This window comes from Acidovorax sp. GW821-FHT10E03, assembly GCF_059415205.1.
The window spans coordinates 198,379-215,456 of sequence record NZ_JBWKMU010000004.1 but is presented as its reverse complement, the minus strand read 5'-3'; the positions used below and the strand labels follow the sequence as shown (position 1 = coordinate 215,456).

Annotated in this window: 18 protein-coding genes; all 18 read left to right on the top strand. The window is 61.6% G+C overall.

Annotation, left to right across the window (positions count from 1 at the left end; genetic code table 11):
- Nucleotides 1-3 precede the first annotated feature (3 nt).
- The 18 genes from rfbA to AC07OD_RS08955 all read left to right on the top strand — a co-directional run bounded on the left by rfbA (nt 4) and on the right by AC07OD_RS08955 (nt 17,065).
- Nucleotides 4-888, top strand: a complete 885-nt coding sequence (gene rfbA, locus AC07OD_RS09040) for a glucose-1-phosphate thymidylyltransferase RfbA (RefSeq protein ID WP_218293182.1) — start codon at nt 4-6, stop codon at nt 886-888.
- Nucleotides 889-894: 6 nt separating this feature from the next.
- Nucleotides 895-1,440, top strand: coding sequence for a dTDP-4-dehydrorhamnose 3,5-epimerase (gene rfbC / locus AC07OD_RS09035; RefSeq protein ID WP_218293183.1), 546 nt, complete (start codon nt 895-897; stop codon nt 1,438-1,440).
- A 2-nt stretch (nt 1,441-1,442) separates the two neighbouring features.
- On the top strand, nt 1,443-2,630 hold the full coding sequence (locus AC07OD_RS09030) for a DUF1972 domain-containing protein (RefSeq protein WP_255594472.1): 1,188 nt from the start codon (nt 1,443-1,445) through the stop codon (nt 2,628-2,630).
- Nucleotides 2,627-3,640 carry a glycosyltransferase family 2 protein gene (locus AC07OD_RS09025; protein ID WP_370628416.1) on the top strand — a complete coding sequence of 338 codons (1,014 nt, stop codon included), beginning with the start codon at nt 2,627-2,629 and terminating at the stop codon, nt 3,638-3,640. Before AC07OD_RS09030 ends, AC07OD_RS09025 begins: the two co-directional genes overlap by 4 nt.
- 72 nt (nt 3,641-3,712) lie before the next feature.
- Nucleotides 3,713-5,431: a GspE/PulE family protein gene (locus tag AC07OD_RS09020; RefSeq protein WP_494596225.1), complete on the top strand. Its 1,719-nt coding sequence runs from the start codon at nt 3,713-3,715 to the stop codon at nt 5,429-5,431.
- Nucleotides 5,424-6,632 (top strand): type II secretion system F family protein, encoded by a 1,209-nt coding sequence (locus AC07OD_RS09015; protein ID WP_218293185.1) that lies wholly within the window; start codon nt 5,424-5,426, stop codon nt 6,630-6,632. Before AC07OD_RS09020 ends, AC07OD_RS09015 begins: the two co-directional genes overlap by 8 nt.
- 24 nt (nt 6,633-6,656) lie before the next feature.
- Complete coding sequence (gspG, locus tag AC07OD_RS09010) at nt 6,657-7,100, top strand: type II secretion system major pseudopilin GspG (protein WP_255591270.1); 444 nt, start codon at nt 6,657-6,659, stop codon at nt 7,098-7,100.
- 42 nt (nt 7,101-7,142) lie between these two features.
- Nucleotides 7,143-7,637: a GspH/FimT family pseudopilin gene (locus AC07OD_RS09005; RefSeq protein WP_255594473.1), complete on the top strand. Its 495-nt coding sequence runs from the start codon at nt 7,143-7,145 to the stop codon at nt 7,635-7,637.
- Nucleotides 7,634-8,086 (top strand): prepilin-type N-terminal cleavage/methylation domain-containing protein, encoded by a 453-nt coding sequence (locus AC07OD_RS09000; RefSeq protein ID WP_218293186.1) that lies wholly within the window; start codon nt 7,634-7,636, stop codon nt 8,084-8,086. Before AC07OD_RS09005 ends, AC07OD_RS09000 begins: the two co-directional genes overlap by 4 nt.
- Entirely contained in the window at nt 8,083-8,697 is a 615-nt protein-coding gene (locus AC07OD_RS08995) for a prepilin-type N-terminal cleavage/methylation domain-containing protein (RefSeq protein WP_218293187.1), read from the top strand. The genes AC07OD_RS09000 and AC07OD_RS08995 overlap by 4 nt, the downstream gene beginning before the upstream one ends.
- Nucleotides 8,697-9,611: a type II secretion system minor pseudopilin gene (locus tag AC07OD_RS08990; protein WP_494596221.1), complete on the top strand. Its 915-nt coding sequence runs from the start codon at nt 8,697-8,699 to the stop codon at nt 9,609-9,611. Before AC07OD_RS08995 ends, AC07OD_RS08990 begins: the two co-directional genes overlap by 1 nt.
- 47 nt (nt 9,612-9,658) lie before the next feature.
- The gene (locus AC07OD_RS08985; RefSeq protein ID WP_494596219.1) at nt 9,659-10,609 is read left to right on the top strand and encodes a PilN domain-containing protein; all 951 of its coding nucleotides are present in this window, start codon (nt 9,659-9,661) and stop codon (nt 10,607-10,609) included.
- Entirely contained in the window at nt 10,606-11,160 is a 555-nt protein-coding gene (locus AC07OD_RS08980) for a GspMb/PilO family protein (protein WP_218293190.1), read from the top strand. The genes AC07OD_RS08985 and AC07OD_RS08980 overlap by 4 nt, the downstream gene beginning before the upstream one ends.
- Complete coding sequence (locus tag AC07OD_RS08975; RefSeq protein ID WP_255591266.1) at nt 11,157-11,660, top strand: hypothetical protein; 504 nt, start codon at nt 11,157-11,159, stop codon at nt 11,658-11,660. The genes AC07OD_RS08980 and AC07OD_RS08975 overlap by 4 nt, the downstream gene beginning before the upstream one ends.
- 206 nt (nt 11,661-11,866) lie before the next feature.
- Nucleotides 11,867-14,116: a type II secretion system secretin GspD gene (gene gspD / locus AC07OD_RS08970; protein ID WP_494596216.1), complete on the top strand. Its 2,250-nt coding sequence runs from the start codon at nt 11,867-11,869 to the stop codon at nt 14,114-14,116.
- A gap of 75 nt (nt 14,117-14,191) precedes the next feature.
- Nucleotides 14,192-14,647, top strand: a complete 456-nt coding sequence (locus AC07OD_RS08965; protein WP_218293192.1) for a hypothetical protein — start codon at nt 14,192-14,194, stop codon at nt 14,645-14,647.
- 171 nt (nt 14,648-14,818) lie between these two features.
- On the top strand, nt 14,819-15,790 hold the full coding sequence (locus tag AC07OD_RS08960; protein WP_494596213.1) for a hypothetical protein: 972 nt from the start codon (nt 14,819-14,821) through the stop codon (nt 15,788-15,790).
- Nucleotides 15,791-16,168: 378 nt separating this feature from the next.
- Complete coding sequence (locus AC07OD_RS08955; RefSeq protein ID WP_494596211.1) at nt 16,169-17,065, top strand: hypothetical protein; 897 nt, start codon at nt 16,169-16,171, stop codon at nt 17,063-17,065.
- The last annotated feature ends 13 nt before the right edge of the window (nt 17,066-17,078 follow it).

The following is a 17,078-nucleotide window of genomic DNA, read 5'->3' as shown; positions in this document are numbered from 1 at the left end:
ACCATGACGCAACGCAAAGGCATCATCCTCGCCGGAGGCTCTGGCACCCGGCTGCACCCGGCCACCCTGGCCATCAGCAAGCAACTGCTGCCGGTCTACGACAAGCCCATGATCTACTACCCGCTGAGCACGCTGATGCTCGCGGGCATCCGTGACATCCTGGTCATCAGCACGCCGCAGGACACCCCGCGCTTCGAGCAACTGCTGGGCGATGGCAGCCAGTGGGGGCTGAACCTGCAATATGCCGTGCAGCCCAGCCCGGATGGCCTGGCCCAGGCCTTCATCATCGGTGAAGCATTCCTGGACGGCGCGCCCAGTGCCCTGGTGCTGGGGGACAACATCTTCTACGGCCATGATTTCCATGAGCTGCTCGGCAATGCACAGCAGCGCACGGTGGGTGCCAGCGTGTTTGCCTACCATGTGCACGACCCGGAACGCTATGGCGTGGCTGAATTCGACGCACAGGGCAAGGTGCTGTCCCTGGAGGAAAAGCCCGCCCAGCCCAAGAGCAGCTATGCCGTCACCGGCCTGTACTTCTATGACAGCCAGGTGGCACAGATGGCAAAGAGTCTCAAGCCGTCGCCACGGGGTGAACTTGAAATCACCGACCTGAACCGCCTGTACCTGGACCAGGGCCAGCTGAATGTCGAGATCATGGGCCGTGGCTACGCCTGGCTGGACACGGGCACCCACGAGAGCCTGCTGGAGGCCAGCCAGTTCATTGCCACGCTGGAGCACCGCCAGGGCCTCAAGATCGCGTGCCCTGAAGAAATCGCCTGGCGCTCGAACTGGATCGACAGTGCCCAGCTCGAGCGCCTGGCCCAGCCTCTGTCCAAGAACGGTTACGGCCAGTACCTTCAGCGCCTGCTGAACGACAAAGTTTATTGAACCGCCATGCATTCCATCCGCCAATCCATCCCTGATGTCGTACTGATCGAGCCCAAGGTGTTCGGCGACAGCCGGGGGTTCTTCTACGAGAGCTTCAACCAGCAGGCCTTCCAGGAGGCTACCGGCGTCCAGTGCGACTTCGTGCAGGACAACCACAGCCGAAGCAGCCAGGGCGTGCTGCGTGGCCTGCACTACCAGCTGCCTCCCAGGGCCCAGGGCAAGCTGGTGCGGGTGGTGCGGGGCGCGGCGTTTGATGTCGCCGTTGACATCCGCAAGGGATCGCCCACCTTTGGCCAGTGGGTCGGAGCGCTGCTGACGGAAGACAACCACCGGCAGCTCTGGGTGCCGCCGGGGCTTGCCCATGGTTTCCTGGTGGTGTCCGAATCGGCTGATTTCCTCTACAAGACCACCGATTACTACAGCCCTGAGCACGAACGCTGCATCCGCTGGGACGATCCACAGCTGGCCATCGCCTGGCCTGCCGTCGATGCCGCCATCCAGCTGTCCGCGAAGGACCAGGCGGGACGCTGGTTCGCCGAGGCGGACCTTTGAGCTTGGCACCGACGCAGGTGCTTGCGACCGGCGCCCGCACAAATCCGGCCGCGCTGCGGATCGCCATCCTCGGAGCCCGGGGCATTCCGGCGAGTTATGGGGGGTTCGAGACATTCGCCGAACAGCTCGCTACCCGCCTGGTGGCGCGGGGCCATGAGGTCACCGTGTATGCGGAAACCGGCGAGTCGTCGGTGCAGGACACTTTCTACCAGGGTGTTCGCGTGCGGCACAAGCGCCGTCCGCGGTGGGGGGCGGCATCGGTCCTGGCCTACGATTGTGCTTGCCTCTGGGATGCCTGCCGTGGCTACGACCTTGTCTACATGCTGGGCTATGGCGCTGCATGGGCCTGCTGGTGGCCCCGGGTGTTCGGTGTCCCGGTCTGGATCAACGTGGATGGGCTCGAATGGGCCCGCAGCAAATGGGGCCGGGGCGCGCGCCTGTATTTGCGTTGCATGGAATGGGTAACCACCAAGGCCGCGACGCGCCTCATCGCCGACGCCGAGGCCATTGCGCAGCGGTTCCGCCAGACCTATCCCCGGGGGGCGCCGTCGAGCTTCATCGCCTACGGCGCGGAACTGGTCGAGGGGCGGCAAGTGGACCCTGCCGTGCTTTCCCTCTGGGGCCTGCAAGCCCATCGGTACATGCTGGTGGTGGCGCGGCCCGAGCCAGAGAACCATATCCTCGAGATCATCCAGGGCCATGTGATGCACGGCGGAGACTGGCCACTCGTCATCGTGGGGGATGTCTCGGGTGCCACGGCCTACCAGCGGCAGTTGCAGCAGCACGCGAGTGAGCGCGTGCGGTTCATCGGGGGCATCTACGACGGCGGGCAGCTGGCGAGCCTGCGCGTGCATGCCGCCTGCTACCTGCATGGCCATTCGGTGGGGGGGACGAACCCTTCGCTTCTGGAGGCCCTGGCCTGTGGAAACTGGGTGATCGCGCACGACAACCCGTTCAACCGCGAGGTTGCGCGCGATGCGGCCGACTATTTTGCGACCCCCGAGCAGCTCGCGCGCAGTCTGGATCTGGTGGTGCGCGAGTCGGACGCCCTGCGGCCCCGGCGCGCCCAGCGCGCGCGGGGCATTGTGGCGGAGCACTACACCTGGGATGGCATCACGGATGCCTATGAGGCGCTGATGGATTCGGAATGCCGCCCTCGCAGCGCGGCGGTAGGCACGAGGGCGCCGTGATCTCCCACGCGGATGGGCCCATTTCCTTGCCCGCTGGATCCGGCGGGGCTGCCAGCACGGCGCTGCCGCTGGTGGATGTGCTGCTGGCAACCTACAACGGGGCCAAGTACCTCGAAGGCCAGCTCGACTCGATCTGGGCCCAGACCCACAGGAACTTCCGGCTCCTGGTCAGCGACGATGGCTCCTCGGATGCGACGCTGGCGATCCTGGCGCGCTACAAGGAGCGCTTTGGCGAGCGGCTTGTGGTGCTGCCCCATTCGTCGCGTGGCCATGGGGTTGTCCTCAATTTCGAGAATCTCATGGCAGCCAGCCTGCATGACGGGCTGGCGGAATGGGCCGTGTTCTCGGACCAGGACGATGTCTGGCTGCCCCGGAAAATAGAGGTTTCGTTGCAGGAGATGATGCGGATGGAGGAGGAAGGAGGGCGTGGCCTGCCCTGCCTGGTCCATGGCGATCTGACCGTGGTCGACGAGAGCCTGAATGTGATCTCCGATTCGTTCGCCGCGTACCAGAGGATGGATCCCCGGCAATGTTCCCCGCTCTCCCTGCTCAGCGTGAACGAGGTGACGGGATGCACGATGATGGTGAACCGCACCCTGCTGCAGATGGCCTTGCCCATGCCGCCCCATGCCATCATGCATGACTGGTGGTGTGCGCTGGTGAGCGGGAGTGGCCGTCGGAGCTTCCTTCGCACCCCGCAGATCCTGTACCGCCAGCATGGCGCCAATCAACTGGGCGCCAAGGACCGCAGCCTGGGGACGCGCTTGCTGCGCTTTTTCACCAACGGCCGCGGGGTCGTCAGGCGCGTCAGGTCGCTGGGAGAGGGCACCTATCTGCAGGCCCGGGCGCTGCAGCAGCGGTTGCGAGCCCTGGGGCTGGACGAGGGCTACGTGTCAAAATACCTGGCGTGGAGGGACGGGCCGCTTGTGGCGAGGATTGTGGGATATCGCCAATATTATGTGGGTCCCGAGCTGGATCGATTAAGCCGCTGTTTGTTGTGGTTCAAGTGATTCGCCCCTGCGGGTGATGCAAATCATGCCTGGGTATTTTGGTTGTTGAAAGAATGTTCAAAGGCGTCGGTAATGAAGCTCTCGGCTGAAGTAGGTGAAGTGGAAAGCGTTGATGTCGCTGCGCCCAGGCTCGGGGAGATGCTCCTTGCGGACCAGAAATTGTCGCGCAACGACCTGGAGAGGGCGCTGGAGGTCCAGCGCTCCATGGGCGGACGCCTGGGCCGCCTGCTCATCAGCCTGGGACTGGTTTCCGAGGTCGACGTGTACGCCGCACTATCCAGGCAGATTGACCTGCCTCTGGTGCGCCAGGACGCCTTCCCCAAGGAAAAGCCCGCCACGTCGCGGCTCAATACCAGCTTCTTGCTGGCCAACAACCTGCTTCCCCTGGGCAATGCGGAGGATGCGGAATCCGTGCCGGAGTTTGCATCGGTGGATCCCCGGAGCGCTGCGTTGCGCGATGCATTGCGCCTGGTGTTCGGGGATGTGCCGAAGATATTCTTTGGCCTTGAAACCGAAATATCCAGCCAGCTCAACGAGTGGTACGTCCAGGACCCCGAACAGAACGAAGAAACCGGGGGCGACCAGTTCGAGGCCTCCGAATTCATCGAGCACCTGCGGGACATGGCCTCGGAGGCCCCCATCATCCAGCGGGTGAGCCACATCCTTTCACAGGCAGTGGCAGCCCAGGCCTCGGACATCCATATCGAAACCTACGAAGAAAAATCGGTGGTCCGCATTCGGGTGGACGGCGAGCTGTATCCCATCGACGAGATCGACAACAAGGATGCCCCCGCGGTCGTGTCCCGCATCAAGATCCTCTCGCAACTGGACATTGCGGAACGCCGGATGCCCCAGGATGGCCGCACCAAGCTGCGCGTGCATGGAAAGGAAATGGACTCGCGCGTGTCCACCATCCCCACCATGTTCGGCGAATCCGTCGTCATGCGGTTGCTGGAAAAAAACTTCGACCTGCTTTCACTGGAAAGCCTGCATTTCACGCCGCCCACGCTGAAAACCATGCGCCAGCTTCTGAGCGTGCCGCATGGCATCTTTCTGGTGACAGGGCCCACGGGGTCGGGTAAATCCACTACGCTGTATGCCTCGATGCAGGAGCTGGAGGGCGAAAACCTCAAGATCCTGACGGTGGAAGACCCGGTGGAGTACCGGTTGCAGTGGCTCAACCAGGTGCAGGTGCAGCCCCAGATCGGACTGACCTTTGCCAAGGTGCTGCGCTCTTTCCTGCGCCAGGATCCGGACGTCATCATGATCGGCGAAATGCGCGATGGCGAAACTGCCGAAATCGCCGTGCAGGCCGCGCTGACGGGTCACCTGGTCATGTCCACGCTGCACACCAACAGTGCGCTCGGCGCCATCGTCCGCCTGATCAACATGGGGGTGGAGCCCTATCTGATCACGGCATCCGTGGTCGGCGTGCTGGCGCAACGCCTGGTGCGCAAGCTGTGCGAGGAGTGCAAGACCCCGCTTTTGCCGGACCAGGCGCAGGCCGCGGCGGCATCCCTGGGGGTGCCTTTGCAAGAGGGGCAGGTCATTTACAAATCCGTGGGTTGTGCCGCCTGCCGGGGCACGGGCTATCGGGGGCGGATCGCCGTCCATGAACTGCTGGTCCTCACGGAAGACGTCAAGAAGGTGGTCCTTGAAAGGGGCTCCAAGCTCAGCAGCGAAGACGGCGCCTATGCCGGGGGGAACTTGTTGCAGGATGGCGCCACCAAGGTCTTCAAGGGTCTGACAACGGCAGAAGAAGTCCTGCGCGTCGCTCGTCAAAATGATTGAATTTCAATACGATGGCATCACGTCCGACGGCAAGGCCTGCCAGGGGACCGTCCGCGCGCTGAATCTGGAAAGTGCGCGGCTGCGGCTTATCGGGCAGGGCGTGACACCGGTGCGCATCGCGGATGGATCGGGTGCGGTCTCCCAGGATGAGCCGCAAGGCCGGGGCGCAAAGCTCAAGCGCAGCGAAATACTGCTGTTCAGCCGTGAAATGGCACACCTCAAGCAGGCCAACATGCCGCTCGACAAGGCGCTGGTCATGCTCAAGGAGACGGCGAACACGGAGCGGCTGAAAGCATTCATTGCCAAGGTGGAGGAGGGGGTGCGGGGCGGGAAATCGCTGTACCAGTCTCTGCTGCCTTTCGAGCGGGACCTGGGGCGCCAGTATCTGGTCCTGATACGGGCCGGGGAAACCTCTGGTTCGCTGCATGTGGTCCTGAAGGAACTCACGGTCCAGCTCGAGGCCGAGGACAAGCTGCGCAACTACGTCATTTCTTCCATGACGTACCCGGTCATCTTGCTGGTGGTCGCTGTCTTGTCCGTCGTTCTCCTGCTGGCGTTCGTGGTTCCCCAGTTCCGGGAAATCTTCGACTCCATGGGCGACAAGCTGCCCTATTCGACCCGGCTGGTGGTCGACCTCAGCGATCTGATCCGCTCCCACTGGATGGCGATCCTGTTAGGCTTGGCGGTTGCGCTGTTCCTGGGCTCGCGATGGAGCGCAACGCCCACGGGGCGGTTGCGTCTCGACAGCGTGCTGCTGGACCTTCCCCTGTTCGGCAAGGTGTTGCGGAACCTGCAGTTCGCCATCTATTTCCGGACCTTCGGCATTTTGCTGCAGCGGGGCGTTCCGATGGTGGATGCCTTGCGCATTGCAGTGGATACGTTGACCAATACCGCGCTGCGCAAGGATATCGAGCCGCTGGTCGGTATCGTGAAAACCGGCAAGCGGCTTTCCACGGGTTTTTCGTCTCCGTACTTTGCAAAATCCAGCACTCCGCAGCTCATTCGCGTGGCAGAGGAAACCGGCCAACTGGATATTACGCTGCTGGGCTTGGCGGATCGCTACGAGGATGAGGGCCGCCGGACCATGGGGCGTGTCTTGGCGGCCATGGAGCCTTTGATAATTATTATTCTGGGGGCCTTGGTTGCATTCATCATTATTGCAATCCTGGGCGGTGTCTTGTCGATTAACGACACAATTTGATTTTGATTGTTTAAGAGATTTGATATGAATGTAAAGAATTCTGGCAGCAACGGAATGGCGCGGGCGAAGCGTTCGTCGGGCTTCACACTGATCGAATTGCTGGTGGTGCTGGTGATCCTCACGCTGCTTGCAGGGCTGGTGGGCCCGAAGGTGCTGGATCAGCTTGGCGGCGCCAAGTCCAAGACCGCCCGTATTCAGATTTCTGAAATCGAACAAAGCCTGGATCTCTTCAAACTGGATGTGGGCCGTTACCCCAACGACGCCGAGGGGCTGCGCGCCCTGGCGGACCGGCCCGCGACAGCGCCGGGCTGGAATGGGCCGTACCTGAAGAAGGGCTTGCCCTCTGACCCATGGGGTGCCGCCTATCTTTACAAGAACCCGGGCCGCAACGGGGGGCCGGACGTGTTTTCCCTGGGGGCCGATGCCAAGCAGGGCGGGGATGGCGAAAACTCGGACGTTTTTAACTGAGCCGCGTCCCCGTTTGCAGCACCGCTTGGTGGTTTCTTTCGCATGAGCCCTCTCTTGATGGCGCCATTGCGCCGCGTCCAGGGCTTCACTTTGCTGGAGATGCTGGTCGTGCTGGTGCTGGCCGCCATTACCGTGTCGGTGGTCGGCGCCGGGGGGCAGGCGTACATGGAGCGGTCTCGCTACAGCCAGGTGGTGCGGGACGTCTCCAGCCAGCTCAACAAGGCGCGCGCACTCAGTGTCCAGGAGGGCCGGCCGGTGACCGTGACCTACCAGCCGGAAATCCGCAGGCTTGTAGTGGACGGACGGTTGACTCTGGACGTGCCTGGACCATTGCTGGTTCAGTGGGAAGCCATCGAACGCAATCCCAAGTCCACCAAGGCTGCAGCCGCAGCGGGAGAGCCGATTTTTGTATTCAGTGCAGACGGTGGTGCTCGAGGCGGGCGGTTGGCGGTCCTGCGCGGTGGGCAAGGTGTCACTTTTCGCGTGAACTGGTTGCTCGGAACGGTGGAGCAAGCCACGACCGTGGCCCCGTCATGACGGTGAAGCGCTGCCTGCCCCCTTTTCTGAACCCGTTTTTTCAGCAATGCAGGCGAAAGCCTCGACCGCAGCGGGGGTTCAGCCTGCTGGAGGCGCTGGTTGCCATGGCCATCGCTTCCATTGCACTGGCAAGCCTCTATCGAAGCGTGGGGCAAAGCTCCAAGAATGTCATGGATGTGGAGGCTCGCGTGGAGGCCTCTTTGGTGGCCAAGTCAGCGCTGGCCGCCGGGGTTTATGCCGAAGATCTGATCAAGCAGGATTCCGGGCAGTCGGGCGTGTGGCGCTGGCGCATCCAGGTGGTGCCCGAGCAGGTTCCCATGATGGACGAAAGCGGTCGTCCTGCGCCAGGAGGGCCCGTGCGCGCGGCGAGGGTCACGGTGGAGGTCAGCAGAGATGGGGTGACCGCGGTGACGTGGACCACCTGGAAACCATACAGGTCTGCGTCATGAGCCAGGCCTTTCGCAAAACCTCTCGCGGGTTCACCTTGCTGGAGCTGCTGATCGCCCTGGCCGTCACGGCAGCCGTGGTGGCGCTGATGTTTGCGGGTGTCGGCGTGATAGGCCGCTCCGAGGAGCGCAACCAGCGGGTGATCGACCGGTCCGAGCGGATGATGGTGGTCAGCCAGTGGCTGGGGCGCAAGTTTGACACCCTGCGTTTGCTGATGCAGCGTACGAGCGAAAACAAGGTTGTGACATTTTTCAGCGGCAATGCGGCGGGTGCCATTTGGGTAGCCCCTTTGCCGGAGCGTGGCGATGCGGGAGGGCTGTATGTGTTCCGCACAACACCGTTGCGCCATGAGAATGGTCGTGTCGATCTGTCTGTCGAGGCTATCCCCTATGACGGGGCTCTGATGGCGTTGGATTGGAGTCGTGCCTTGCGAGAGACGCTTTTGCCGGACGTTCGAACACTCCAGTGGTACTACCAGGATGGTCAGACGGGGGAGTGGACGCAACAGTGGGACTCCACCAAAGCACAGTATCCTGCGCGGGTCAAGGTTGAGCTTGCCGATGCGCAGGGGGACTGGCCCATGCTGATTTTCCCTTTGACGAGGGCAAGATGATGGCCCGCAGTAAACGCCGTAGCAAAGGCGCAGCGTTGATTCTGGTGCTGTGGCTGGTGGCTTCCCTGTCATTGGTTGTGATGGCGAGTGCTCGGGGTGTTCGTCAGCAGACACAACGCGCGGCTCTGGATCTGGAGCGCATGCGTTCGGAGACCGTGCTGGATGCGGTCATCCAGCTGGCGGTGCAGCGGGTCATGTCGGAGAAGACTGCGGACAGTGGATACCGCATTCAGCGTTTGTCCCTGGGGGGCCATGAAGTTTGGGTGGAGATCACGCCCTCCGGCGGGCTGGTGGATGTGAATGTCGCAAGTGAAGCCTTGATGCAGGCCTTGTTCCAACGGGCGGGCGGCCTGACATCCGGCGAAGCCGCTATCCTGGCTTCGCGCGTGCGGGATTTCATCGATCCTGACGATACGCCTGGCGGTGTGGGGGGGGCCGAGTTGGCTCAGTACCGTGCGGCGGGCTGGCCCGCCAAGCCCCGCAATGCGGCCCTGGATGACCTCTCTGAGTTGAGATCGGTGCTGGGAATGACGTCGGAGCTCTATGAGATAATCGCGCCCCACTTGGGTATCAATGGGCAGCAACGCATCGAAACCGGTTCGGCTCCTCCAGCACTGATCGACGCCCTTTCGGGGCAGCCAGGCTTGGGGGCTCGCATTCACAATTCCTCTCCAGAAATGCGGGCTGCGGCGCTCCAAACAGGAGCCGCAGCCGACTTTTTCTCGCCTACCCGGGCAGGCGGTGGGCAAACAGTGCGTGTCAAGGCGTTTGTGCGGACTGAGGGTGATCGATGGTGGCAGCGTGAGGCATGGGTTGATCTCAGCGAGCGTCCAGGCAACTTGACGCCGTGGACAATGCTCTCGCTGGAGCCGACACGCCGCTTTAACAAGCCAGAACAGGAATTCAAGCCATGACAGGTTGGGGGCAACTATCTCTTCGTGCGCAAAAGGTGCTGGACCGAATGGCCTGGGGTTTTGGTGATCTGAAGCGAGTCCTGGTGGAGCATGGGGCTTGGCCCTCGATCGCGAATCCCGCCGTGGCTTCCGATGGCGGACGCTGGTCCATTTCAGGAACGCGTCTGCGCAAGCGCACCAACAACCGCAAGGCGGCCAGCCTGCTGGTGCCAGAAGCTGACTGCCTATGGGGCACGGTGCAGTTGCCGGACATGCCCCAGCGCTCCCTGGCCGGGGGGGTGGAGGAGGCCCTTTGGCGGGTTTCACCCATGCCTCCAGAGCAAATCGTGGCTGCCTGGCGTGCTGAGCCGAAGGCCCAGGGCGGATGGGTGGTCGAGTGGGGTATGTGCCGGCGCAGCTCCCTGGAGCAGCAACTGGCGCAGCACGGATTTGCGGGGAATGCACCGGTGTACATGGTCCGCCAAGGGCGCGCTCTCCCTGTCCATGGTGCGGCATGGCAAAAGCAGAGCAGCCGCCAGCACTGGATAGATGGAGCCGCCGCAGCATTTTTGTTGCTGTTGCTGGTCGCTTTGTCGCTGCCCGCATTGATGCCACTCGTACTAAAACGGCAGGCGGTGGTCCGCGCTGTGCAGCATGTCGGCATGCTTGAGCCCAAGGCGGCTCCTCTGCGCCAGAAGATGGATGAACTGCGCAGTCAGGCTGGAATGGCGGAAGAGTTGCGCAAGAGCATCGCCATCGACATGCCTCTGGCCAGCGTGATTGACGGGCTCTCATCTGCGATCCCGGCCGACACCTGGCTCGATCGTCTCGAAGTCAATGGATCCGAGATAAAGATCACTGGCCTGACTGCCAATGCCACCGAACTCATTGGGCACCTCGGACGGCAACCGGGATTTGCCGATGTCCGGGCAACTGCTGCGAACGTGCGCGATGGCGCGTTGAACAAGGAGCGCTTCACGATCGAATTGCGCTGGCGAGGTGAGGGGGCAAAGCCATGAAGATGAATGTTTGGCGGCGTCATTCGATCGTTTTGCTGCTAGTGCTGTGCATTGGTGCGCTGGCATGTGCTGCATTGGTCTATAGAGCACTCTGGGTACGCTACGAAGGTGCGCTGCATCAGTTGGAGCCTCGCAGCGAGCGGCTGGAGGGCGTGGTCAACGCGGGCTCTGAAATCGAGACGCTGCTCAGCTCCGCGAGCAATACCGTTGCCCCTTTGCTTCACCCCGCCGGTGAGGCTGCGCAGAACGATATCCAGCAGAAGATCCGCCAGTTGATCATGGCCTCTGGGAGCACGCTGGTTTCCTCCCAGGTTGCGTTGGAGCCAGGGGGGGAGGGCAAGCTGGCGCGCATCCGCCTGACGGCCACCGTCAGTGGCGAATGGGCCAAACTCGTGAATTTCATGGAAAGCTTGCAAACGCAACGTGCGCCGTTCTGGGTGCGCACGGCCAACATCATGCGCGAGGGGGGGAGCTCCGGGCCCGGTCCCCAGACTGCCCGTCTTACGCTGCAATTGGAGGCTCCCTTGGCACCAGAAAAGGTCAAGCCATGATCAAACCTTGGCATCTTGGCCCGGTACTGGCGGTTGCCGCATTGGCGGCCAGTGCTTACTGGTGGCATAACGAAAAAGATCGATGGAGTCCACCGCCGCCGCGCAAGCCTGACCTCCCCAAGGTCGAACCCATGCCCGAGCCAATAAGCGTCCGCGCTAAGCAGGCCGTAGAGCGTCCATTGTTCTGGACGTCTCGGCGCCCGGTGGTTGTGGATGAAAAGAAGACCAGCTTGGTTACGGAATTGACGCAGTCACGCCTCACGGCCGTACTGGAATCCGGCCTGCAGCGCGTAGCTATCCTTCAGCGTGCGGATGGCACCACACTCAAGATCACCGGGGAAACAAAACCGTGGCGGATAGAGTCATTTGATGGCCGCAACGCGGTGTTTCTATCTGCGGACGATCAACGCGTAGAACGCCCGCTGGAAGCGGGAAGCGCTGCGGCGCCCAAAGCCGGTCCTATTGGCGATCGCCTGCGCAGGCCCACCATAAATCAGTAAGCCACTGCGGCATACCCCCATATTGGAGCTATATCTCTATGAACATTCGGCCATCCATCCTTTTGCTGGCGTTGCTGGCTGCGGGTTGCGCCAGCACACAGGGCGGGCCTGCCGCGGCTCCTTCGCCCGAGCAAACGGTGGCGGCAGCATCCGATGTTGCTGCAAGCCCGTCGCCTAAGGCGGCTGCGCCTGTGCCAATTGCCCCTGTGGCACCCAATACTGCGGAGGCTGCGAAGGGGGCCAAGGTCCCGGAGCAAAAGAGTGCGCCTTCCAGCACCCGCCTTTTTCCTGGAAATGACCAGTTCTTCAAGCGTGACGTTGCGCCGCAAGTAGACCCCGTCCTCGCCAAAGGAGACAAGGTCGCACTCAACTTCGAGAATGTCACGGTCAGCAATCTGGCGGTGGCGTTGCTGGGTGACTTGCTCAAGCTCAACTACACCATTGACGCCGGCGGCGAAACGGTGGTGAGCCTGCATACCCGCCAGCCGCTGCTGCGCAGCCAAGTCCTGGACGTGCTGGACGCTGTGCTCCTTCCCCATGACCTGGCGATCGTCCGCGACAACGCAGGCGTTTACCACGTTACCAAGCGCACCGTCACCTTGGGAGCTCGCCCGGTAGTGGGCGCGTCGCGTTTCAAGGATTTGTCGGGGGCCGGGACCGTCATCGTTCCGTTGAACCACATCGCTGCGGCCGAAATGGCCAAGATACTGGCGCCCATCGCACCGCGCGAAGCCATCGTCTACGTGGATGCCATGCGCAACCTGCTGGTGCTGCAAGGAAGCAAGGCCCAGTTGGGTGGCTGGCTGGAGATGGTCGAAGCCTTTGACGTGGATTTCCTTTCCGGAATGTCGCTGGGAGTGTTCGTGCTGGAGAATGCCAACGTCAATGTAGTGCGTGATGCGCTGCAGGCGATGTTGGGTGCGGACAGCGGCACCGGTGCGGCGCCACCAGGAGGCGCGGCACCAGCACCAGCGGGAGTGGGTGGATTGCCAAATGCGGGTGGCGGAGCGAGCGCTGGAGGCGGCGGAGCATCCGCGCAGGTGACCACTCCCTTGGGCGGGCTCATTCGGGTGTTCCCGGTTGAACGTCTCAATGCCCTGGTCGTGGTCACTCCGCGAAGCCACCTGCTGGCCCAGGTGGAAACCTGGATTCGGCGCCTGGATCGCCCGACCGATACGTTGGAGGCCAGTCTGTTTGTCTATCCGGTGCAAAACGGCTCGGCTTTGCAACTGGCTGAAATGCTCAATGGCCTGTTCGGTGGGGGGCAATCCGGGCAAGGCAGATCCGGCGGTGTGGCATCGGGCTCTGCTCCCACGCAGTTTTCCCAGGGCGCGGGTCTGGGTGGGGGGGGATTTGGTGCTGGCTCCGGTCTTTCAAGCAGCAGTTCCAGCCCCTTTGGCAGCACGGGCAGCACGGGCGGCATGGGCAGCGGTTCCCTGGGGGGTGCCCTCGGTGCCGGCGGGAATAGAACAACATCTCCCAACAACACATCGCTCACTTCGACCAGCCAGTTGGATGGCAATGTGCGGGTTGTAGCTGATGAAAAACGCAATGCCCTCCTGATCCGCGCCCCACGAACCGAGTACCGCCGCATTGAGCAGGCGTTGCGGGAGCTTGACAAGGCGCCGATGCAAGTGCTGATTGAGGCCAGCATCGTGGAAGTGAGCCTAACGGGAAATCTGGAGTACGGCGTTGAGTGGTATCTGCAGAATGGCCTCAGTGGCGGCCGTGAAGGGCAGGCGTCGCTGAACATGAACACGAGCGGGGGAATAGGGCCAAAGCAACCGGGTTTTTCGTACAGCATCGTGAACTTGAGCAAGGCCAATCTGGTGCGCGCCACGCTTAACGCACTCGCCGAAAAGTCGCAGGTGCGCTTGCTGTCCAGCCCCTCCGTGCTGGTACTGAATAACCACAACGCCACCATCCAAGTGGGCCAGCAGCAGCCTATCAAGAGTTCTACCGCGGTCACGACAGGCAATTTGGTGACCGAATCCATCACCTACAAGGACACGGGGGTGATGCTTTCAGTGACGCCTTCTGTCAATGCGGGGGGATTGATCAGCATGGATATCTCCCAGCAGGTCACAGACGTTGGTGAGCAAGACATCGCGACGACTCAACGGGTGTTCCAGACCCGCCAGATTCAGACGCGCGTTGCCGTGCGTTCGGGTGAGCCTATCGTGCTGGGTGGGCTGATTCGTGAAAACGACAGCGGAAGTCGCAGCGGTATTCCAGGCCTGGCGGATATCCCGGTGTTGGGCTCATTGTTCTCCACCACGTCCAACAAGCGCAATCGCACCGAATTGCTGGTGCTGATGACGCCGCGTGCCCTGGAGGATGACGACCAATTGCGTTCGGCCAGCGCTGAAATGCGCGAGCGCATGCGTTCGCTGTCCTTGCAGGCGCAGCCTTTCAACATTCGTCCCGCCGATGTGCCGCTTCAGCCATGGCGCTGAGCTGTCTCTGTGACAGAGTCAGTATCAGTAGCGTTAAGCCCACGTCCGACCCCTAGACATCAGGAGATTCTTTACATGACGCAATCTTTTACCCGCCGCCACTTGTTCAGGAACCTTGCAGCTCCGGCTGCCGCCATGCTTGTACTGGCGGGGTGTGCTACCACTGGTGGGGCGGTGTCGCCCGAGGCGGACAAGGCTGCTTTGCTGAAACGTGCCCAAGCCTATTGGGCATTGTTGCGCGCCAATGACAGCTTGGGGGCATGGCCCTATGAGGAAGCGTCCAAGGACCCGAAAGCAACGGTGGAGGAATACCTCAAGCGCGGCGGAGTGGCCTATGACGCGGTGGAGGTGCGAGGCGTGCGTAGCATCGAAGGCGACCGTGCTGTGGTGAACTTGTGGATGCGCTATTCGCTCCCGCTGCTGCGCCTCAAAAATCAGGAAACAGCAGTAGAAGATGAATGGCGCCGCATTGATGGCGTATGGCACCACGTTCTTCGCCGCAGCGTGATGTTCACCAAAGACAAGGAGTGAGCGTCGTTGTTTGAGTGCAACAAACGCACAGGGAGCGAGTTTCTGGTGGAAATAGGTTGAAAAAATTAAAGGTATCAGTATAAGATTGCATCAACCCAAACGGAGTACGGATGGGTTGCAGATCCCGCACAGGGTGGGAAAGCTTCCTTCAATTATCTAAGGACTGAGAAGATGAAAAAATTTGCAATGGCAGCCGTTGCAGCCGTTGCAGCCGCTGCGCTGAGTGCTGGTGTGGCGCAGGCGTACACCGTGGGTACGTACAGCAATGGCGTGGTGGTTCCTAACGTGATCCACAACGGCGCAGCAGACACGACCGCAGTTGGCCTGATCAACCAATCCGGCGGCACCCGTGCTGTGTATTGGACGTTCTTCGACCAGAACTCCAACCACATCACCGACGGTTGCTTCCCCATGACCAACCGGGACTACCAGTCCTTCATCTGGGCTAACGAATCGGGCGGCAGCCTGACCAACGTGCGTGGCTACCTGGTGTTCGCGCTGGGTGCAACCACCGCTGGTGGCGCTGCTCAAACTGCTTGCTCTGGCGCCGCTGTGCTGGCTACCGGTACGGACGCTGTTGGCATTTCTGCCAACGCATTCCAAGTGAACGCTGTTGCCAAGGACGTCGCTTTCACGCCCGTGATCGATGGCCCTCTGTTGATCGGTTCGGCCGTTGACATCACCAAGATGGATGCCAACAGCCTGGTCGCTGTGGCCGGCGCTGCTCAGACCTTTGGTGCAGTTGCTCCTACGTTCAGCATGCGTTACGCCATCGACCAAGCCCAACTCGGCCTGGACACGGCTGTTGTTGTCTGGTCCACGGGTGACCACCGCGGCACGCACACCGTCAACATCTATGACGATAAGCAAAACCGCAAGTCTGTCAACTTCGCTCTGAAGAAGGCTGAGCTGGACTGGTTCGATCCAGAAACCATCCTGGGCCTGCCCGCAACCTTCACCGATGGCTTCATCGAGTGGACGCCGAACGTGGTTCCTGGTGACTTCGCTGCTCTGGGCGGCACGCCCGGTACGGCTCTGGCTCAGCAGACCCAAGGTTCCGTGTTCACGTACTCGTCGATCAGCTCGACGGCCTTCGGTGCAGTGCAAACCCTGCTGGGCGCGCACACCGTTGTCGCTCCTTAATAGGACAGCCTGATATTGCGAGTGCTACGGCACTTGCTTATTAGGATTCGCCTGATCGTTGCCGTTCTCAAGAGGGCGGCATGCAGATGGCAATAAAAATAGCGCCGCAAGGCGCTATTTTTTTTGCGTTGTAAGGGGGTGTGGGTTATGGCATTGAAGTCTCGATTTGTGTCTTGCTGCGCATTGGTTTTTGTGGCCGCAGGGATTCTGGCGGGCTGTCAGACGGCTGGCGTACAAGAGGATTCTGCGGGAGGGCGTGGCGCCGAGCCCGCTCCAGTCTCACGGCAGCTTTCGATCCCGGTTCCTGTTTCCTGGGGGGGGGAGTTGCGGTGTGGTACGGGGGGGTGTTTGCTCGTGGCGGTGGAGCACGAAAACAATATGGTTGCATTGCATCGCGTAGACGGTCGCAAATCCGTGCAACTCGACCGCCAGCCCGTGGCATACCATCCCGATTCAGCCGTGTGGCTGGCGGATGACTTGCTCGTGGCCGCGGTGGAGGCCACGGCCAGTCTGGACGTCTTTCGCGTCAAAGGTTCGAAGCTCGAGCGTCTGCAGCAAATCCCTGTGGGTTTTCCGCCGCGTGACGTGATGGTGGCAAAAGCGGAGCGGGGCCGGTACACATTGTTGGCTACTCCTTATAGTGGTAAAGAGGTTGCATGGGTGATGGACTGGTCTGTCGATGATCGCCAGGCACCCACTGTCAAGAAGGTGGGCTGGTGCGAAGCACCTTGGCATCCGGTCAGGCTGAGCCGTGCGCGCGGCATCACCGGGCCAGCCATCGCCGTGGCGTGTTTGGATGGCAAGCGCCTGGTTGCGGTTCCCGAATCCAGCGTGCTGTCATCGCCGGTCGTTCTGGCATCCTTCCCTGTCATTTCGCGCAATGCCGCGCCTTCCCCGTCGGGCGACTGGGTGTATGTTTCGCTGGAAACGGGTGCTCGCAATGCCCGCGTCCATATGGAAACCGGGGAACTCCAATGGATTCAATCCCCTCTGACCGGCAGCGTGTCAGTTGCACCCCTTGAAGACGATCTTGTCATGTGGGGAGAGGACCAGGAGCTCTATCTGCAGCGTTTGGGCGCCAAGGGCGAGGTTCTTGAAACCCGTTGGCAGAACGTCAGCGGCTTCGCAACGCGTCTGCAGATTCTGGATGTGGACCAGGACGGTGAGCGCGATGTGGTCGTTTTCAATTCTGGTGGCGAGGTAATTGATGTCGTGTACGGCCCTCTTTGGGATGGCGCCAAGGTGCAACGTGTGCCGCGGAAACGCGCACGCTGATGGAGTTGTAAAA